This is a genomic window from Microcoleus sp. C2D2, from assembly GCF_036702495.1.
In the GTDB taxonomy this organism is placed as follows: Bacteria; Cyanobacteriota; Cyanobacteriia; order Cyanobacteriales; family Microcoleaceae; genus Microcoleus.
This window is the reverse complement of the sequence record NZ_JAUBTO010000144.1, coordinates 1-19,687: the sequence shown is the minus strand read 5'-3', so window position 1 is coordinate 19,687 and position 19,687 is coordinate 1. Positions and strand designations below refer to the sequence as shown.

Here is a 19,687-nt window from a genome sequence, read left to right as displayed (position 1 = left end):
GATTCGCAAGGGCGGATGTAACGGATGTAACGGATGTAACGGATGTAACGGATGTCAGGAAGAAGGAAGAAGGAAGAGGGAAGAAGGAAGAGGGAGAGGGAAAAAGCAAGAATAAAGAAGGATTTAGTTATCTAGCCTACAAGCCCCATTGTCGGCCAAATCTGATTATACAAAATATTATTTTAATCACAACTTAATCAGGTGTTAATTTTTATTGATTATGATTGACAATTGTCAGCATTTAGTTTAAAAAATAATGAGTTTGCACCGACGCTTATTTTCAGCTTGGATTTTGGCAACGGTCATTTTTACCGCAAATATATCAGTATCTTTAGCAGAAACTAAGGAAAGCTATCTTACCCTAGATTCGGACGGCAGTCAATCTTTTGCGAGCTTAGTGCAGCAGGCGGAAGATTTAGCGAAAGAGTCGATCGCCCGCGAGTTTCAAGAAAATCCGGCATTAACAGAAGTTACAATCATCATTACAGCCGATCGCAACCGACAAAGAGTTCCAGTTTTGCGATCGAGAGTATCCCGCCACCACTGGCAAAAAGATGCGACAATCGAACAGTGGACTAGATATTTTGCGGATGCTCAATTGCTGCTGGGATTCAGAGACGGCAAGATTTCGACCGCAAATTCTGGGTCTTCGCAAGTGATTAATGTAGTTGCGCCCAGTCGCTCGACATCCCGAGAAAACGATCCGGGTTTTCGAGATGATTGAAATATTGGTAATGGGGCATCGGGCATGGGGCATGGGGCATCGGGCATTCGCAACAAATAACAAATAACCAACAGCACGACACGGAAATCACGGATAGATATTTTTTCCTGAATCTCTCTCTATTCCCAATTACCTATTGCCACTTACAATATTTAACTTTTTATTAACCTAAATATCTCCCTATTTTAATTAACCTTCAGGTTAACTTCCCTTAATTTAACAGTGATAAACTTTCATACGGAATCATCAGATTAGGGATGTTGGGTTGAATAAGGAATTTATGTCTAAAATAACACGCCGACAACTGCTAATTTTCTTCGGTAGCAGTGCAGCTACCACCGTGCTTGCTCCGGGGCTAACTCAAAAACTGTTCCGCAGCAATTCCACCTCGGCTGAAGCTGTAGTTCCGACATCTTTTACTCCTGTAAGACTTCCCCACCCGCTGCCAATTTATCGAGAACTGCCCAGCTTCATGCCGACGGCGCCGGGGGGACAGGGAACCGTGATGGCGGCCTCACAGGATACCAGATTAACCAGTTACAGCGTTGTTGACGATGTGGTTGTGCCGCCGGAATACGAACGTTACGTGATTGTCCGCTGGGGCGATCGAGTTTTTCCCGATCCGGCAGACTATTTCGGCTACAACAACGACTACACCGGCTTTATAGCCCTTCGCGGCAGCAATGACGACGGTTATCTCTGGGTTAACCACGAGTACGTATCCTTCCCGATGTCGAAAGTGGCGCCGGAAGCGCCGTCTGATGTGGCACCATTTCCAACAACCGATCGCGCCGTCCTCGGTATAGACTTGTCTGTAAAAAATCAGGCTACCCTCGGCGAATTCCTGTACAATCTCGGCGGTTCGATCGTCCGCATCACCAAACAAGCCAACGGACGCTTTGGGGCGATCGCCGGCGACTCCCTCAACCGCCGTATCCACGGACTTTCAGGCCTCGGAATCAACAGCCAGCGTACCGACAAATACAAAGATGTCACCTCCTGGGGAACCAGACAAGGCGACAATAACTATCTCACGGGCACGGGTCCTGCAGCCACCCAAGTCTTCGCGCAAGTCAACAGCGACGGACTCGGCAACCGGATCGTCGGTACAGCCTACAACTGTTCCGGCGGCACAACCCCTTGGGGCACAATCCTCTCCGCCGAAGAAAACTTCCAAGGTAGCGAACTATTCTTCGTCGGAGTTCAGGAAAACGTCAAACCCAACGGCGGCCAAACCGGCTACGCCAAGGGCACTACCGGTGAGGAATTCGGCTTAGTCGGCGAAAAATACGGCTGGATGGTAGAAGTCGATCCCCTAGATCCGAGTTTCCGCCCCCGCAAACACACATGGTTGGGCCGTTTCCGCCACGAAAACGTCGCGATTCGCGCCGAAGCAGGCCGCAAGTTAGTAGTGTACATGGGGGACGATCGGCGCGGCGGACACACCTGGAAATTTGTCAGCAACGGCACTGTCACAAATCCTGCAGATAAAACCAACAGCCGGTTATTTGAAGACGGCGTTTTGTACGTCGCCCAATACAACCGCAACGGTGCCGGAAGGTGGCTGCCGCTAACATTAAATACCCAAACCAATCCGGTGAGTCCCCAAAAAGTGGGCGAGGCAGAATTGGCAAGTTTTGGCAAAGCTCAAAGAGATGCAAATACTCGCTTGCCCAAACGCGCCGGAATTGCCGGCCAAACCGAAGACGGCGGTTCTTTTGTAGTAGATACAACCAATGAATCAACAGCACTTCCCGGCTACACAAATAAAACTCTTGCTAATTTTTACAGCAGCCAAGGTGCGGTTTTAGTTGATGCTTTTTTAGCTGCTAATTTAATAGGTGGCACTCCGACGGCGCGGCCGGAAGATTTGGAAGTTAATCCTACTACTAAGGAAGTTTTCATTGCTTATACTGACGCCGCACCCGGAAGCGACGGCTATCCAGATTCTCGCATTTTTACTGTTGCTAAATACGGTAGCGCAGTCAACAGCACTCAGCAGTCGGGAGGACTTTACAAAATAATTGAAGACAGTCCTGATGGTGCAGGTTTGACGTTCCGCTGGCAGCGTTTGGCTCAAGGTGGAGAAGCCGGTGCGGTAGCTGGGGCGGGATTTGCTAGTGTAGACAATTTGGATTTTGACACTGAAGGCAATATTTGGGGCGTCACTGATATGTCTACGAGCACGCACAACGGTTTTGATGTCGGTGCGGCGGCGAAACAAGCGACGATCGACCATAAAAAAACTGGAAATGTCTCAGAGTTTACGGGTGTTTTCGGCAACAATTGGCTGTTTTACATTCCGACGGACGGCCCGAATGCAGGAACAGTAATTCCGTTTGCTTGCGGCCCGAACCGATGCGAATTGACGGGGCCGACTTTTGTCGGAGATACGCTGTTGCTTTCGGTGCAGCATCCCGGGGAAGATTGTCCGATCGATGATGGTACTGTACTCAGCCGGCAAATTGAAATGTTGGATTTGAACGGTGCTATTTTTAATCAGACTCGTAGTGTTTCTCGCGGCAGTTTGTGGCCGAGTAATATCTCGGATGATTCGCGCCGATCGCCGATGCCGTCGGTGATTGGGATTCGCCGAGTGCGATCGACTCCAACGGGTCAGTTTGTCTAGAGCGATGGGCTTCTTATTGTACGCAATATCAGTAGGGACACGGAAATCGTGTCCCTACTTTTCATCCTATTTATATCATTTGCGATCTATTACTATAATAAAAACCTTTGGTAGTGCGGACTTGAGTCCTCTCTCCGGCTGCGGGCTCAAGTTCGCAGTACGAACCTTACTTATTACTGTGGATCGATAGGCAATAGGTAAAATAGAACATGATGATTTTTGGAAATTAGTGGATGCGGCTCGATCGCCAGAATCACAAAGAAAGGGCTATAGACTATTTTGCGGTAGTGATTTTCTCTACTTATTATCTGTTTAGGAGTTAATTATCTCCGACTATAAAAACAAGTTTTCCGTGCGATATTGCACTTATTTCATGGGCTAGCACTTCTATTTCCGGGACAGTTAAATCAGAAAAATTTATAGTTTTATAAAATTTATCTTGCCACCTAAAATCCCTGGCTTTCCGGATATACATAATTTCGGGACTAATATTTTCATGCACAAATGGAGCTACACAAAATTTACACCACGGGTATCGCTTAGTCACGGATATATGTTTTCTATCGAGTTTTATTTTAGTCGTTTTGAAATAAGTTTGAATGTGTTGCGAAAAGGTAGTAAAAAGTGACCATAGCAAAACAATTGAAAAGATGAGTAAAAACAGCGCACCCACTAACATAAAGACTATATACCCGGTTTCACTCATGATTTTTATGAACTGAAAAATTAATAAAACTAACCCCAACTCAACCAACATTCCTGTCCCTATCCAGTAGCCTCTCCAAAAACCCAACTTTTTTGGGGGAATCAAAATCTCTAGCTTCTCACCATCTTTCTTCAGTTTAATCCTGCTCCCGATCAGTTTTTGTCTCGCCGCCGAGATATGTGTTTTCGGGCGGGGATTTTCCAGCGCTTCCAGCGCCTCTTTTGCAGATGCAAGGCGGCGGTTCAAACTCGGTTGTGTCATCCACTTCAGCCAATCGATTAAATCTCGGTTGAGATTAACTAATGACTCAAATTGAATTTGCAAATTACCTTGAGATAACTCGGCTGGATGCCTGCCCGTTACTAAATAAATTAATGTTGCACCCAAACTGTAAATATCGGAAGCTGGAACATTCCGCCCGCCAAATTGTTCGGGCGGCATATATCCGTAAGTACCGACAACAGTAATCGTACTGCCTTTTCTAGCTGCTAACGTCTGTATGGAACCAAAATCAACTAAATAAACATCACCGACACTATTGCCCGAGCTATTTGCCAGTAAAATATTACTCGGCTTGATATCTCGGTGAATAACTTGTGGCTGTTGCCCGTGGAGATAGTCCAAAATTTCCAGTAATGCTTTAGCGAGTTGCTTGACTTCTGCTTTGCTAAAAGTTCGCCCGCTTTTTAACCATTCTTCTAAGGATTTGGCTGGGATATAGCTTTGTACCAAGGCGAATCCTTTACCCGTTGGTGTATCCACCTCAAAGTAATCCAGATAGCGGGGAATTGCCGGATGAGAAAGCAGTTGTAAAGTTTGTGCTTCTCTTTCAAAGAGTTTCAAGTCATCCCAGCGAACATCTTCTCCAAAAATCAGTAACTTAATCGCTACTAACTCTTCTGTGTGCAAGTCGCGCGCCATAAACGTGCGCCTTCCCGCAGTTTGACTTAGCTGTTGCTCGATTACATAACGTTCTTTTAAAACTTCACTTGCCATTTTTTGCAAACCTCTTGAGGAGAGTTATTGTTAATTTCATTTGCCATCTCTACTTTATTCACTAATAGGCAAATTTAACCATTCGCTGAGTTCCCCTGCTATCCAATCAATCTCGTCATCGATGAGATGGCTGGTAATAAGTTGATATTCCCGCGTTCCGGCCCAAATTTGAATATTGCGCCCCAGGCTGGAGTATGTATATTTATCTCTTATGAATCGTAGTGTACAGATAGCTTGCCTCGGACTTGGTGGCAGCATATTGTAGCGCAAAAATCCCCAGAAGTTGGAAGTAAAATAAATTTGTTCCTCATCGATTAGTAGTCGAGTGGCGATACGTCTAAGAAATACTAATTTTATGGGTTGAAAAAGTAAAAATAAACAAAAACTGCCCAAGTAAGTAACTCCGAATACTGCGAATAATCCACCTATAAAAGAACCCTTAGTAAACGCCAGAACAATCCAGGATATACTTACTAAAAGCACGTGGTACGATGCAATTAACGGAATTAGTAAATAAACACTAACTAAAAAGAGAGGAGAAAAAGTAGAAATCACAATTTCCAAACTCTTTCTGTCTTTATTCAGTTTTACATTATTACTCGCCCTAGGGTTTCGCAGGAGCGATCGCCCCCTCTGTTTCGGTTTTTCCAGTGCTTGTAACGCCCGATCTGCCGTGGTTAAGCGGCTGTTTAAATCTGGTTCGGTCATCCACTGCAGCCAGTCCACAAAATCCGAACTAATAGCGATTTTTGGCTCAAAATTAATACGCAAATCTTCCTGCGGCAAGTCGGCTGGATGGAGTCCCGTTACTAAGTAAATTAACGTTGCACCCAAGCCATAAAGATCGGAAGCCGGAACCGCGCGCCCGCCAAATTGTTCGGGCGGCATATATCCGTAAGTTCCGACTACAGTAACCGTGCTGCCTTCTCTCGCTGCTAAGGTTTGAACTGAACCAAAATCTACTAAGTAAACTTCACCCAACCAACCACCTTTATTAAGGGCGGAGTGTTTTTGTTTGAGGGGCGATCGATCGGCTAGCAGAATATTACTCGGTTTAATATCTCGATGAATTACTGGCGGGTTTTGGTGTTGCAAATATATCAAAATCTCTAGCAAGTTATTAGCGATTTGCTTTATTTCTTTTTCGTTAAAATTCCGTCCCGATTCAACCCATTCTGCCAAAGATTTCGCTTCAATATAGCTTTGTACCAGTGCAAGCCCTTTAGTCTTTGGTGTCTGAAATTCAAAATGGTCTAAGTAACGAGGAATTGCCGGATGGGAAAGTGACTGTAAGGTTGTGGCTTCTCGTTCAAATAGTTTTAAATCGTTCCATTGGAAATCTGCACTAAAAGTAAGGATTTTGATGACGACTAACTCCTGAGTTTGTAAGTCGCGCGCCAGCAAAGTTTGTCGTCCCCCATTTTTTCCCAGGCATTGCTGAATGGCATAACGTTCTTTTAACACTCGCTCTACCATATTTTTTACTATAAATATTGACCGCTTTTATTATACTTCAGCCTTAGCGAGGAGTGCTGGATTTGTTACAAACTTTAATTATGATTATTATATGACTATTATGACAAAAAATAATGATAAATAAGACCTTAAGTTTTACGTCAAAACTTGGGATCGAGGCTAAGCTGGAGCTCATAGGACAAATTAGCCCTTATCAAAAAAATGCTTTATTCACTTTTGCCGAAATCTCAAGTCAAAGTCCGCGTTTTAAAACAGTTTGCAGCCGCTGTTTCGGCGGCTTTAGCTCTTAGTGCAACAACCAGTTTGAAACCCTCGCCGGTATTAGCCGCTAGCAATATCCCCCCCGCAAATCAAACCTCGACTCAGCTAGCCGCAAAACCAGATTCTAGCTTGCAGCTAGGGCAGTTGCGCAGCACTGTTCCCGTGCAGACAATGCAGCTCGATCCGGGCGGATTTATCCCGATCGCGATCGGCGGTATGATAATTATTCTGGTGCTGCCGCTATTTTTTGGCGGATTGGTAGTAATTGGCGATCGCGAAGTTGGCATTGTCAGTAAAAAGTTTAGCTTCGGCGGCAAGTCTTTACCCCCCGGAGATTTAATTGCCTTAAACGGAGAAGCTGGATATCAAGCTGATACTTTGCCCCCCGGTTGGCACTGGGGTTATTGGCCTTTGCAGTACAACGTTCGCAAAGAGTCTCTGACTGTAGTTCCCCAAGGTGAAATTGCTCTGATTATCGCAGCAGGCGGTCAGTCAATTCCGCCGCAGCGCATCCTCGGCAAAATCACAGAATGCGACAATTTTCAAGATGCTCGCAAATTCCTCAAAAGCGGCGGCGAAAAAGGTAGACAACTCGGCATCTTGACTGGCGGTAGCTATCGAATTAATACAGCATTATTTACAGTAATTACAGCGGCCAATGCTGCCAAACACGGGATGACAGCCGAACAATTAAAGCTGTACAGAATTGCCCCGGACAAAGTAGGAATTGTCACAACTTTTGATGGCGTTCCGATTCAAGATGGCGAAATTGCCGGCCCGATTATTCCGAATCACGACAACTTCCAAAACGCGCAAAAATTTATCGCCGCCGGCGGGCGGCGCGGTTTGCAGGAACAGGTTTTGCTTTCCGGTTCGTGGAACTTAAATCCTTGGTTTGTCGGGATTGACCAAGTGGCGATGACCGAAATCCCGATCGGCTATGTCGGCGCGGTGATTTCTTATGTCGGCAAAACCTCGGAAGATGTCAGCGGTGCTGCTTTCACTCACGGAAATTTAGTAAATGTGGGCAATAAAGGCGTGTGGGTGACTCCTCTTTATCCGGGGAAACATCCGCTGAATACTCGCATTTTGAAAGTAGAGTTAGTGCCGACTACAAATATTGTTTTGAATTGGTCTGGTAAAACAGAACGGCACAGTTATGATTCTAAACTTTCGTCTTTAACCGTGCGTTCTCAAGACGGTTTCGCCTTTGATTTAGAAGTAGCTCAGATTATTCACGTTGGAGCCTTGGATGCTCCAAAAGTTATCTCTCGCGTGGGTTCGATGCAGAATTTAGTTGACCACGTTTTGCAGCCGACAATCGGGAATTATTTCCGCAATTCTGCTCAAGCTTATTCTGTATTAGATTTTCTCTCGGCAAGAAGCGGCAGACAAGCGGAAGCTGCCGAGTATATCAAAGCAGCTTTGCGTACCTACGACGTGCAGGCAATTGATACTTTAATCGGGGATATATTGCCGCCCGCAGAGTTGATGCAAACTCAAACCGATCGCAAAATTGCTGAGGAACAGTGCAAAACTTATGAGGTGCAGCAAGTAGCACAAACTCAGCGGCAACAATTGGTGCGGGAAACGGCGCTGGCTGAGATTCAACAAGAGATGGTGAAATCCGAGCAAGGTGTCAAGATTTCTGAGTTGAAAGCAAATTCTCAGGTGAAACAAGCTCAAGGCGAAGCTGAGTCAATTCGGGTGAAGGGAAATGCTCAAGCTGAAGCTTATCGAGCGGGTGTTGTGGCTTTGGGAGGTTCCGGTTATACGGCTTTGCAGTTAATGCAAATTATAGGCGATCGCAACGTGCGAGTTGTGCCGGATGTTGCGGTAACAGGCAACGGTAGCGGTGGCGGTTTGGTTGATGGTTTGCTGGGAATGATGATGTGGAATCAAACGAGCAAAAATGGAGAAAATGGAGGAGAATTACCTGTAGTTAACCTACAGAAATCGGAACCTGCCGCCAACTTACCGATAGCCAAGGTGAATTCTGTTAAGCCGCCGACATCTGGCGCTAATTCCCCTGTTGCGAATGCTGAGGCTGATATTAATTCGCGGTTTGATGAATTGCCGTTTGACGATCGATCTTTTAGTTAGGCTGTGCAGTTTGTACGATAGAATACTCATAAGCTGTCGCGCATTTAAATTGTATATTCCGGGCGGGCGGGACGCCCACCCCACAAGACTTGAATTTTTTTTGACATACAATTTAAATGCCGCAACAGCTTATACCTGACTTCTTTAAGAAGTCAGGGTATCTAACGATTAACTCCCCACTTTTTGTTCATTGGCTAAGCGATCGCACTCAGCGTCTTCATCAGCAATATCAGTATCTATTTGCTGTTTATTGGCGTAGTAATAAGCTAGTGCTGCATGAACTTGTGCTAAATTTAAGTGGAGAGTTTCTGCAATAATTTCTTCGGGTTTCATCCCCATTTTGTACCAAACGGCGATTCGTTGAACTGTTATTCTAGTGCCTGCGATGCGGGGGCGATTTCCACAGGTTTCTGGTGTAGAAATGATGAGAGTGCCAATATCAGTTAAAGTTGGCATAGGTGAATCCCGGGTTAAAAATTAGAGTTTTATAGCATAAATTATTAACATTGCTCGCTCGGGCTGCGACTAAAGAAACCGGGTTTTTGGCCGAATCTGCGGGTGAAAGCGAAGTATTTTTGTCAAAAACCCGGTTTCTGAACCCACAACAGTTTGTGTTGGCCAATTGCTATCACCCGAATTTCGCGAATCTGTTGTTTGGAGACAATAGACTGGGCTTTAAAAATAGGAACTAAGTCTTTTTGTCTGATTTCAAATTCTTCTATTAAAGCCTGTAACAGTTCTACTCCGTAAATGTCAGGTATGGGTTCTAAAGTTTGCTCGTACTCGTAAACAAACATTCCCAGTACGTGGAGGTAGTCGCGTTCGTCGGGAGTCAGTTCGCCTTTATCCAACAAAGATCCGATCGCTTTTTGAGTGGCAATTAATTCCTCCTCAGCAGTTATGGGTCGCGGGGGAAATGTTTTGATCGGTTCGATATAAGCGCTAGAGTTTTTCATGTGACTGTGCAATATTAAGAAAGTACAACATTATCATTTTAGTTAAATAATTTGATTTGTAAACGGCAGATTAACGCCGATTAACTCGGATATAATTTATTTATTTATAACTTATAACTCTTGATGCAATTCATCGCTCTTGAAATCTTTGTACCGATCGCAGTACAATCGATCGATATTGCATCTGAGGAATCTCCCATGTCAGAACAGTTTTCCACTGAGATTAGCGATCGCATCTGCGCTCACATGAACGAAGACCACGCTAGTGCTGTAGTGCTGTACGCTCAAGCATTTGGCGGCAAACCGGAGGCGACAGAAGCTCAAATGCTGGCTATTGATGCCAACGGCATGGATTTAACCGCTCAAGTCAATGGCGAAACTTTGCCTGTCAGAGTAAATTTCGATCGCACTTTAACAGATGCCGAAGATGCTCACCACACTCTTATTGAAATGGTGAAACAAGCTCGAAAAGTTGCTAAGTAGCCAACTGCTCACTATTCTGTTATAATTTTAACGTTCGCAGTACAGACTTTAGTCCGGCTAAATAGTTGTTAAGGACTCAATTCCTTACTACAAACTTCGACTCCGGTTAAATGCATTTTAAGGGCTAAAGTCCTGACTGCAAACAAAACATTTAATAAAGTTGAATATACATCTAAGATATCAAAAGATATCAAATAAAATGACAGAAAAATACCCCCAATACCGAGAATTAGATGCCGTCAAGGGCGGTAAAAATAACCCTTTCGAGGCACTGGTAAAGCGACTAGATTTGATGATTCGCGCCCGCTATTCGCTGCTGTACATTGTCGGGGCGGAGGAGGAACCGATCGAGGCTGTAATTGCCCAAGTAGCGCTGCAAGTAACTCCCGCGCGCCGGGTATTGCGGTGGGATCTCGTGCGCGGCTGGGAGGATAACGGTTCTGGGAAAGGTTCGGTAATGGCGGCGCTCGATCGCATCGGCAAAACTGCTGTTGAAGAATATACCATATTTGTCCTGCGGGATTTGCACCCTGTTTTGAAATATCCCTACACCGAAAAAAATGCGCCGGTAGTGCGGGAATTGCGGAATTTAACGCGGGAATTGAAGCGCAGCAAAAAAACTATCATCCTCACTTCTGTCGCCCTGGAATTGCCAGAAGAATTGAAAGAAGAAGTGACAGTAATTGATTTTCCTTTGCCGAACGTCCCAGAAATCGACAGTTTAATTTCCCACGTTGTGGAAAAGCCGCAACAGTTGCAAGTTAGCGGTTTAGCAAGGGAACAGTTGGTTAAAGCTTGTCAGGGTTTGAGCCGCGCTCGAATCGGGCGGGTTTTGGCTAAAGCTTTGGCCGCCAAACAGCAAATCAACGAGTCAGATATTGACGGAGTTTTGGAGGAGAAACAGCAAGCAATTCGCCAGACGGGAATTTTGGAGTTTTTCAATTCTAGAGAATCCCTGAAAAGTGTGGGCGGATTGGAGAATTTGAAACAGTGGGTAAAGATGCGGCAAGATGCTTTTACTGAGGAGGCGCGACGCTACGGAATACCCAATCCTAAAGGCGTTTTGTTAGTAGGAATTCAAGGAACTGGCAAATCTTTATCTGCGAAAACTATTGCTTGCGAATGGCGTTTGCCGCTGTTGCGGTTGGATACCGGGAGGCTGTTTGGTGGCATTGTCGGGGAAAGCGAAAGCCGCGTCAGGCAAATGATACAATTGGCAGAGGCGATCGCACCTTGCGTTTTGTGGATCGATGAAATAGATAAAGCCTTCGGCAACATTATCAGCGGTGGCGACGGCGATTCGGGAACTTCGCGCCGGGTATTCGGCAGTTTGATCACTTGGATGCAGGAAAAAACCAGTCCGGTGTTTATCGTCGCAACTGCAAATAACGTGCGGATTTTGCCGGCAGAGTTGCTGAGAAAGGGCAGATTTGATGAAATTTTCTTTTTGAATTTGCCATCAGAATCGGAACGGCAAGATATCTTTAAAGTGCATTTGCAGCGTTTGCGACCGACTAGATTGCGCGAGTTTGATTTGGGGGTTTTGGCGAAGTGCGCTGAGAATTTTAGCGGTGCAGAAATCGAGCAAGTTGTAATTGATGGATTGTATCGAGCCTTTGGCACTTTTGTCAACGGACAGCGCCGAGATTTGATGACGGAGGATATTTTGAGGTCGATTGAGGATACTGTACCTTTAGCTGCGATCGCGCGATCGCAAATTGAAGATTTGAAGCGCTGGGCGGCGGAAGCGGGCGCGAGAACAGCTTCTAACGATACTCACTTAATTGATGAATTGAAACGCTACAGTCAGCGGCGAAGGGATGCGATCGACAATTAACCCAATTTCGCGGCCGTAATTGGGCATCAGTTCGTTTGTACGATCGCTTGACTGCCACTTGTAATTGCCATCAAGTGCTACTGTAAACTTAAAGCTCCGCTAGCTCGATCGGAAACTCAAGTGATACTGGAGGTAAGTCCATTGACAGATACTTATGATAGGCGCGTTCAGCTAGGTGCATCTCGTCACCGACTGAAAGATGCTCAAGCATTGCATCAGCAAAAACGTTGGTCTGGTGCTATGTACCTAGGTGGTTATGCGATCGAATGTTCTCTCAAATCCCTCATTTGTTACGAAGAGGGTCCAAAGATAAACAATTTCAAAGAGACTAGTAGCTTTAAAAAAAAAGGACTGCAAGGTTCAGATTTGCATAACTTAATTAAATTATTAGAGTGTTTGGCTTCGCTACAGCGTGACATCAAATTAGATAGAACCAACTCTTATCAAGAGGCCTGGAATACAATTACATCACTTTGGCGAAATGATGAACTGCGCTATTCAGATAAATTAGGTGATGAAAAAGACAGCAGGCGATTTCTAGAGGCCGTAGAAAAGTTACATCAATTCATACTAGTAAAACAAGGAAAATCATCATGAATGATACAATTATATTAGAACAACAAATTTCCGAACATCTCAGCCAAGTTTTAAAAAATAAAGATCCGCAAACTCAGATTAAGATTAAGCGCACATCCCTAGGGTGGCTGAAGCTTCGAGTAGTTACCAGCTATTTTGATGGCAAGTCCTTAGCTGAACGCGAAGAGGAAATTGACAGTTTTTTAGAGAATATAGGTTGTTATTTGGGTCAATACCCAATGGCTGGTTATGATTTGTTAACTCCACAAGAAGCTGCTGACGAACCTCCCGAACATATTCAAATACCGCTGTGGTCAGATGTTTTAATGGCTCCCGAACCCGATCAGCCAGCAATTTTAGATGAAGATAGTTCCAAACGTCCATTAGTGGTCACATTCTATTCTTTTAAGGGAGGAGTCGGTCGCTCTACCGCATTAGGATTGGTAGCAGGTATTTTGGCAACCCGCAACCGTCGAGTAGTCATGGTAGATTTCGACCTTGAAGCCCCTGGCATTTCAGTCTTGTTTCAAACCGATGTGGAGAATATTAATGAAGAACAGTATGGCGTATTGGATTACCTACACCAAAGATATTTAACTCCCGGTCAAAATATCCCTACTATTGATAACTGTATTTGTCAGGTTAACTTAGGCACTCGCGGGGAACTGTTTTTAGTTCCGGCTGGAGAGTATAACGAAAATTATATTCATCGGTTAGCTGACCTCGATCGCCATAGTTTACAATCTTTCTATAAAGGCAAAGGCGAAATAAATCCTGTTCAACAACTGATAACCGATATCAAAGAGCGACTCGATCCCGATGTTATTCTGATTGACGCTAGACCAGGTTTTAATGACACTAGCGCGATCGCCTTGTTCGATCTAGCAGACATGGCAATCATCTGCTTTTTGCCAACCGATCAAAGTTATCAAGGACTGCGTTGGGTTGTACAAGCTGTTAAAAAACAAAAAGATTATCAAGGCAAGCCCGATATTCATTTTCTCCTAACACCTATCCCACCCGTAGTAGATGAATTGCAGCGAATTTGGACTAATGAAGTTGAGAGTTGGATTGAGGAGAACTGGGGCTTGCCTGAAAAAACAAAAGTTGAGGAACTTTACAACGAAATTTTATATAATCCCAACATAGCCACTTTGTCGAGTCTCGTCAATAACGTATCTAACAGCTTATTAGTTGAGTATCTGCCGATTGCAGAGGTCATTGATGCTAGCTTGCCCGATATTAAATCTAGCTTAGCAACTACAAATGTCGAAGAGCAAAATATCTTAAATGAGTTGTGTTTTCAAGCAGCAACAGCTCAAGAATTAGAATCATCTAGTATTCCAAATATATTCCATACAACGGAAGATTTTCCAATATTTTTAAGTAATAAAATTTGGCTAATCAGAGGTGCTAAGGGAACAGGAAAAAGTTTGCTGTTCAGACTTTTTGTTGAAGAATCAGAAACAGCCCAAAACTTAGCTCATTCTGATGTTGATTTAAACAACGTTCATTTTATTGCAGGTCACGGCCAACCCAGACTGTACGGACAAATACTAGAAAGGGCCGATCTGGCTAGTTATGAACAACAGGTGGGCGAGAATAACTGGCCATCCTTCTGGTTAAATTATGCTCTATTGCAACTGTATAGGGCTTTACCAGAATTGCGTTCTCTATCTAATTTAGATGAGGATATGGTTAAATTAAGTTCTCAACAAAACCCCGAACACGCTGAAATTGTCTCCTGGTTGGCAGACAAAACTAATTCCTCGCAATCAGGCGATCGACTGCGCGCTGTTGACCGTTGGCTGCAAGAAAATAGTCAGCGTGTGTGGCTGCTTTACGATGAGCTAGATGCTGGCTTTGGCTCTACTCAAAAAGACTATCAGCGTCGAAAGCGTGCCCTCGAAGCCTTGCTTGCTTGGTGGTTGGAAAGCGGAACAAGTTGGAAAAGTATTGTCCCCAAGATATTTTTGCGAGAAGATATCTGGAAGCAGCTCAACTTTACTAACAAAGGACATTACAGCGGACGATCGCTGCAACTCCGCTGGGATGAAGCCGATCTTTGGAGACTTGTACTGCGCCAATCCCTGACAAGTTCTGAGACTTTGAGCAAATCTTTTGAGGAAAAATTGGGAGTTACTGTCGATCGACTCAATACAATTGAGTTAGAACAATTGCGTACTAGCCTTTATCCCCTATGGGGTGAGCGGATGGGTCGCACGAAAAAAGCCTACACATATAACTGGGTTCGCACCCGTATTGCTGACGGACAAAAGAACTGTTTCCCTCGAAGTTTAGTATTGCTGTTACAAAAGGCAGTCGAAGCGGAGAAAAATTTTTCTTCTATAGAATACAGTCCTGAGATAGTTTTACGTCCAAAGGCACTGATCCAAGCTTTGCCATATGTTTCTGCCCAACGGGTGGATGAGGTACGCGACGAATACCCTGAACTGGCAGAATATCTAACAAAATTGCAGGACGAGCGTTCTCCCATTGATGAGACCCAACTGGCTGAAATATGGGGGGTAAAGGATATAAAATTAGCGGAACTCATCAGGGAGATGGTAGACGCTGGTATTCTTACAGAACGCTCTCGACCTCAAGAGCCTCCCCCCCGTCTCTATGCTGTTGCTGAATTGTATCTGTATGGACTGAAGATGGTTCGCAAAGGACAAAGGTAAAAGATATCTGGATAGACAAGCAACTACAGCAGTTTTCCGTTGAATAAGGTATGCTTCGGCTGCTTGGTAAATTCTGTTCACCCCAACCTAAAAACATCAGCAAGAATAGCAGTTTTCTCAACCATTCTCCCCGCATCCGGCGAATCGTAAACCACTAACAGCGAATTCTGCCCGTCCAAATAGGGAAACAGGCTCAACCCCTCAGCATTGTCCGTACCCACCTTAAAAGGCAAATCAAACAATACCTCCAAATCTCCCCCATCTTGCCCAGTAATACTGTCGCCCGATCGCCCTAAAATCCCCTTTAACCGAAAAACCCTCATCGCCCCCGATAAAGTCATCGTCGGCCCGGCTAAAACAATCAAATCTTCCCCCTTCCAGCACAATTCTCGCACGCCCAAACCGTTCAAATCAACAAAATGTTTGTTGTACAATTTGCCTTTTTTCCCAATTTCCTTAAGCCTTAAAACTCCCGGTTCTGCCTCTTCAACTTCTATTTCTAAAATTATCGCCCAACCCCCCAGCACCGGCCCCCGCAAACCGAGCAAAATGCGATCGCCCCGCACCGCCAACCCTTCAATATCAAAGCCATTTTCTTTACTCGGAACCGGCACAGATAAATACAAGCCGAGGTGCCTGTCATCTTTCAGCGCATCAGTCAGCAAATTCCCGGTTTTTGTCCGCTGAAGGTATCCCGCTTTCAGTTGGTTTTTGGGATTTTCAGGATGGGAAATTGATTTGCACAAAGTCCCGTTTTTTACAGGAATTCGTGCCAGCAAATAGCGGTTGACCTCTGTCTCGATTTGTGCTAAATTTTCAATGTCTTTGTCGGCGTCTTTGCCTTTAGTTTTTTTGCGTTTTGTGCTGTGAGAACCGACCAGCCAAAGATAATCGCTGCTGAAATCCATTCCTTCGATATCGATTTCGCATTTTCCAGGTAGATCGATAAAATCTGCGATCGCCAATCTTTGATGTTTTCCAAAAATATGAGGCCCCACAGGCGACAAACGCTCGATCGAAGTCGTTTCATCGGAACCAACCCACAAATTGCCATCGGGAGTTAAAGCAACAGCGGATAAGTCTGTAATAATATCAGCGGCTTCGCTGTTGAATTGCAGCAGCAGCCGGCCGAGCAAAAAAGATTCTGGCATAATTATTAGCACCAAAACTATTCTTAGGGTAAGTCATTATAGCTAAAGTCGATTCAAACTGAGCTCTTGCCACAGGTGTAATAGTCCGCCGGGAATTAATTCCCCGTCTCAAAGCTTGCATTCGGTTAAAACCGACTGAAAACTAAAACTGATATACTCCTAAGGCCTCATAGCGAGGACTTCCGGTTTCAGACAGGGGTTTTTAACCCTTGGCGGCCCCAACCGCAGCCGGCGGTGATTATTCCGCAAACCGAACCTCCACAGACGGATAACACCCTAATTTAAGCATTAACATCCTCGTTACGTTTCGTTACGATAAGGAGACAGAGAGAAAAACCTCTCATTCGTAAAATCAGAGGTAGCCATTATGAACGGTACATTTCGCGTCGGCAACCTGTTTGGGATTCCCTTCTTTGTCAACGCATCTTGGTTTTTAGTTCTGGGTTTAGTAACCTGGCAGTACGGCGGCCAATTAGCTGCCTGGTTTCCCGCGTTGGGCCCCGTAGCGCCCTGGATGCTGGGATTATTCACAGCGTTACTGTTATTTGCTTCCGTCTTAGCCCACGAATTAGGACACAGTTGGGTAGCCATTAAACAGGGAATTGGCGTGAAATCGATTTCGCTATTTCTGTTTGGCGGACTGGCTAATTTAGAAAGAGAATCAAAAACCCCAGCCGAAGCATTTTGGGTAGCCATTGCAGGCCCGTTGGTGAGCTTATTTTTATCGGGTTTGTTAACAGCGATCGGCATCGGTGCTGGTCTCACAGGCCCCGCAGCCGCCATCGTCGGACTTTTAGCTTCCATCAACTTAGTTTTAGCCTTATTTAACTTAATTCCCGGTTTGCCCCTCGACGGTGGCAACATCCTCAAAGCGATCGTCTGGAAAATTACCGGCAACCCTTACAAAGGTGTAATTTTTGCTAGCCGCGTCGGTCAAATAATTGGTTGGATTGCCGTGGCTACAGGCATATTCGGCAATATTTGGAATCTAGTAATCGGTTGGTTCTTACTGCAAAATGCCGGCAAATCTGCACAATATGCCACAGTGCAAAATCAACTAGCAGGGCTGACAGCTGCAGATGCTTTGACCCCCGAAAGCCCGATCGTGCCAGAACACTTATCCCTCAGAGAATTTGCCAACAACTACGTTATCGGTAGCGCTCAAACCTGGCGTCGGTTCCTAGTTACCGATGATGCGGGACAATTGGTAGGGGCGATCGACCTCGACGACCTCAAAACCATTCCTACCGGACGCTGGCCCGAAGTTTTAGTGAAAGAACTCGTGAAGCCGATCGAATTTTCCACAACCGTCAAACCCGAATTATCCCTCCTCGAAGTCGTCACCCTCCTAGAACAGCTTAAAGTACAAGAACTCCCCGTCATTCGCGAAAACGGCGTCCTCGTCGGACTTGTAGAAAAAGCTGAAATTGCCCGCCTGCTGCAAAGACGAGATCAAGCCAACCCTGCTTGATATCCTCAGATAGTTGACAAATAAGAGTTAACCCCCTCGATTTCTCCTTACAAAAGGGCGATCGGGGGGGTTAACTGTAGCTTGACAAAAGTCAATTCCAACAATAAATTATTAGCTGCAAATCAAGGATGATAAGTATAATAGTGTATGGGTCATCTGAGCGAGGACGCTATGCGATATCAGCACTTTTCTTCTCCATCCGAAACAGCCAAGTCAAAAGTTCGGCAGGCTCTCACAAACAATATATTACCCCAGGGGCTGGCGCCTCAACCAACAGGTCAATTAAAAAAGTCCGAGCTGACAGTTTCAGCAGCTCAAGAGATCATTTACAAATTTTTTATATCTCACATCAACAACTCCACCTCAGAAGTAGTTTTGCAGCACTTTAAAAACATATTTATCGAACTGATTCCTCCAGCTAACCAGAAATTAATTCAAGCTTTACACACAATAATTAAATTTGACAGTCAACGAGAATTTAACAACTTATTTAAACGCTGCTGTTACATCTTATTAAATAACTGGATCACTCAGAGAGAATACCAACTTGGTCGCGACTTAATTAAAATTATTAGCGATAGAACCCTCACCGAACCCCACCCGGACAATTGTCTCAAAATACTGAGAGTGTGGCTGACAAACTTTGTCCGCAGCAAAGACTATGAAGACCTCAAGTTATGTGTATTAAAGTACGCCGACTACCAGCCGGTACCAAATCACTGGGCTTCTCGCTATCAGCCTTATTTGCTAGCCGCTCAATATCTAGATGCTAAAAACACCCCCGAAGAACGCCAAACAGCCAGACTATTGTCGCACCAGCTCAAAGACAAGTACAAGTTTGACCTAGCAATGTATACCTCTCGCTCTCAGTCTGCCGCATCCAAATTAAATAATTATCATAATCCCACACTTTTAGGAGATGAAGCCCTGCGTTTAATCAAAATAATTTTGGTCAACCGAGGCTCCTTCAGCTATCGCAGCTTAGCAAATATTTTTCTCAGTCAGAGTCAAAATATTACCTACAAGCAGTTTAAGGAATCTCTGATTAAGTATTTATTTGAGTACGACGAAAAACTTTCTTTAACTGATATTTATCAAGAACAAATAATTAATAGTTTAGATAATTTTCATCCCGAAAATCACGAAGAAACTTTGACCACCGCCCTGCATCTCAGAACTGGCAATTATCTAATCAAATGTTTGACTGTGGAAAATTCCGGGGAACCGACAGCCTTATTTCAACTGTTTGCCACTAAACTAAATCCTTTAACACTAGCAATTATAATTGTCAAAATTATTTTGATTTCACCCCATTCAAGAACCTACTTAGAACTTTGTTGTGCTCGATTAATTGAATACTATCAAGATAACTCGGCTGCTGAATGTCAGTGGCTCATTAATTTTTTAGAAGTTTGCCAGATTGCTCTAACTATTTATGGAGAAAATGTTCAGTATAATTTAGTGAATATGTCAGACAACCCTCAAGAAGAACAGTTGTTTATTGACCTCAATAACTGTCGAGTTTTTTCTCAACAAAAACCCATCAAAAAAGATAAAGATTAGTCATTAGTCATTAGTCATTAGTCATTAGTCATTAGTCATTAGTCATTAGTCATTAGTCATTAGTCATTAGT

14 protein-coding genes and 1 pseudogene are annotated in these 19,687 nt (G+C 44.4%); 10 read left to right on the top strand and 5 right to left on the bottom strand.

Annotation, left to right across the window (positions count from 1 at the left end; genetic code table 11):
* The 3 genes and pseudogenes from QUB61_RS31300 to QUB61_RS31290 form a co-directional block, all read left to right on the top strand.
* A pseudogene (locus QUB61_RS31300) lies at positions 1-197 on the top strand (hypothetical protein); the annotation flags it as partial.
* Positions 198-256: 59 nt separating this feature from the next.
* Positions 257-724, top strand: a complete 468-nt coding sequence (locus QUB61_RS31295) for a hypothetical protein (RefSeq protein WP_333133032.1) — start codon at positions 257-259, stop codon at positions 722-724.
* 280 nt (positions 725-1,004) lie between these two features.
* A complete protein-coding gene (locus QUB61_RS31290) occupies positions 1,005-3,353 on the top strand; it encodes a PhoX family phosphatase (RefSeq protein ID WP_333133033.1) in 2,349 nt (782 codons plus the stop codon).
* 319 nt (positions 3,354-3,672) lie between these two features.
* Here QUB61_RS31290 and QUB61_RS31285 read toward each other — a convergent pair whose 3' ends face one another.
* Positions 3,673-5,055, bottom strand: a complete 1,383-nt coding sequence (locus tag QUB61_RS31285; RefSeq protein ID WP_333133034.1) for a serine/threonine-protein kinase — start codon at positions 5,053-5,055, stop codon at positions 3,673-3,675.
* A gap of 54 nt (positions 5,056-5,109) precedes the next feature.
* Positions 5,110-6,531 (bottom strand): serine/threonine-protein kinase, encoded by a 1,422-nt coding sequence (locus QUB61_RS31280; RefSeq protein WP_333133036.1) that lies wholly within the window; start codon positions 6,529-6,531, stop codon positions 5,110-5,112.
* A 201-nt stretch (positions 6,532-6,732) separates the two neighbouring features.
* Between QUB61_RS31280 and QUB61_RS31275 the strand changes: the two genes are divergently transcribed.
* Positions 6,733-8,895: a flotillin family protein gene (locus QUB61_RS31275; protein WP_333133037.1), complete on the top strand. Its 2,163-nt coding sequence runs from the start codon at positions 6,733-6,735 to the stop codon at positions 8,893-8,895.
* 168 nt (positions 8,896-9,063) lie between these two features.
* On the opposite strand, the gene QUB61_RS31270 is transcribed toward QUB61_RS31275, so the two are convergent.
* Together QUB61_RS31270 and QUB61_RS31265 are read right to left on the bottom strand one after the other, a co-directional pair.
* The gene (locus tag QUB61_RS31270; RefSeq protein WP_333133038.1) at positions 9,064-9,351 is read right to left on the bottom strand and encodes a DUF433 domain-containing protein; all 288 of its coding nucleotides are present in this window, start codon (positions 9,349-9,351) and stop codon (positions 9,064-9,066) included.
* 122 nt (positions 9,352-9,473) lie between these two features.
* A complete protein-coding gene (locus QUB61_RS31265) occupies positions 9,474-9,851 on the bottom strand; it encodes a transcriptional regulator (protein WP_333133039.1) in 378 nt (125 codons plus the stop codon).
* A 123-nt stretch (positions 9,852-9,974) separates the two neighbouring features.
* Here QUB61_RS31265 and QUB61_RS31260 point away from each other — a divergent pair, with 123 nt between their 5' ends.
* From QUB61_RS31260 to QUB61_RS31245, 4 genes are all read left to right on the top strand, one after another.
* Positions 9,975-10,334 carry a DUF2470 domain-containing protein gene (locus tag QUB61_RS31260; RefSeq protein ID WP_333133041.1) on the top strand — a complete coding sequence of 120 codons (360 nt, stop codon included), beginning with the start codon at positions 9,975-9,977 and terminating at the stop codon, positions 10,332-10,334.
* 199 nt (positions 10,335-10,533) lie between these two features.
* The gene (locus QUB61_RS31255) at positions 10,534-12,171 is read left to right on the top strand and encodes an AAA family ATPase (RefSeq protein ID WP_333133042.1); all 1,638 of its coding nucleotides are present in this window, start codon (positions 10,534-10,536) and stop codon (positions 12,169-12,171) included.
* A gap of 141 nt (positions 12,172-12,312) precedes the next feature.
* Complete coding sequence (locus QUB61_RS31250) at positions 12,313-12,768, top strand: HEPN domain-containing protein (protein WP_333133043.1); 456 nt, start codon at positions 12,313-12,315, stop codon at positions 12,766-12,768.
* Complete coding sequence (locus tag QUB61_RS31245; RefSeq protein WP_333133044.1) at positions 12,765-15,431, top strand: ParA family protein; 2,667 nt, start codon at positions 12,765-12,767, stop codon at positions 15,429-15,431. Before QUB61_RS31250 ends, QUB61_RS31245 begins: the two co-directional genes overlap by 4 nt.
* 77 nt (positions 15,432-15,508) lie before the next feature.
* Here QUB61_RS31245 and QUB61_RS31240 read toward each other — a convergent pair whose 3' ends face one another.
* Positions 15,509-16,582, bottom strand: coding sequence for a DUF3616 domain-containing protein (locus tag QUB61_RS31240; protein ID WP_333133045.1), 1,074 nt, complete (start codon positions 16,580-16,582; stop codon positions 15,509-15,511).
* 367 nt (positions 16,583-16,949) lie between these two features.
* Between QUB61_RS31240 and QUB61_RS31235 the strand changes: the two genes are divergently transcribed.
* Positions 16,950-18,053 carry a site-2 protease family protein gene (locus tag QUB61_RS31235; protein ID WP_333133046.1) on the top strand — a complete coding sequence of 368 codons (1,104 nt, stop codon included), beginning with the start codon at positions 16,950-16,952 and terminating at the stop codon, positions 18,051-18,053.
* 171 nt (positions 18,054-18,224) lie between these two features.
* The gene (locus QUB61_RS31230) at positions 18,225-19,616 is read left to right on the top strand and encodes a hypothetical protein (RefSeq protein WP_333133047.1); all 1,392 of its coding nucleotides are present in this window, start codon (positions 18,225-18,227) and stop codon (positions 19,614-19,616) included.
* Positions 19,617-19,687: the final 71 nt, after the last annotated feature.

Excerpts from the sequence above, each read along its gene's own strand:
- QUB61_RS31295 (WP_333133032.1), top strand. The coding sequence starts at position 257 with ATGAGTTTGCACCGACGCTTATTTTCAGCTTGGATTTTGGCAACGGTC.
- QUB61_RS31290 (WP_333133033.1), top strand. The coding sequence starts at position 1,005 with ATGTCTAAAATAACACGCCGACAACTGCTAATTTTCTTCGGTAGCAGT.
- QUB61_RS31285 (WP_333133034.1), bottom strand. The coding sequence starts at position 5,055 with ATGGCAAGTGAAGTTTTAAAAGAACGTTATGTAATCGAGCAACAGCTA.
- QUB61_RS31280 (WP_333133036.1), bottom strand. The coding sequence starts at position 6,531 with ATGGTAGAGCGAGTGTTAAAAGAACGTTATGCCATTCAGCAATGCCTG.
- QUB61_RS31275 (WP_333133037.1), top strand. The coding sequence starts at position 6,733 with ATGCTTTATTCACTTTTGCCGAAATCTCAAGTCAAAGTCCGCGTTTTA.
- QUB61_RS31270 (WP_333133038.1), bottom strand. The coding sequence starts at position 9,351 with ATGCCAACTTTAACTGATATTGGCACTCTCATCATTTCTACACCAGAA.
- QUB61_RS31265 (WP_333133039.1), bottom strand. The coding sequence starts at position 9,851 with ATGAAAAACTCTAGCGCTTATATCGAACCGATCAAAACATTTCCCCCG.
- QUB61_RS31260 (WP_333133041.1), top strand. The coding sequence starts at position 9,975 with ATGCAATTCATCGCTCTTGAAATCTTTGTACCGATCGCAGTACAATCG.
- QUB61_RS31255 (WP_333133042.1), top strand. The coding sequence starts at position 10,534 with ATGACAGAAAAATACCCCCAATACCGAGAATTAGATGCCGTCAAGGGC.
- QUB61_RS31245 (WP_333133044.1), top strand. The coding sequence starts at position 12,765 with ATGAATGATACAATTATATTAGAACAACAAATTTCCGAACATCTCAGC.
- QUB61_RS31240 (WP_333133045.1), bottom strand. The coding sequence starts at position 16,582 with ATGCCAGAATCTTTTTTGCTCGGCCGGCTGCTGCTGCAATTCAACAGC.
- QUB61_RS31235 (WP_333133046.1), top strand. The coding sequence starts at position 16,950 with ATGAACGGTACATTTCGCGTCGGCAACCTGTTTGGGATTCCCTTCTTT.
- QUB61_RS31230 (WP_333133047.1), top strand. The coding sequence starts at position 18,225 with ATGCGATATCAGCACTTTTCTTCTCCATCCGAAACAGCCAAGTCAAAA.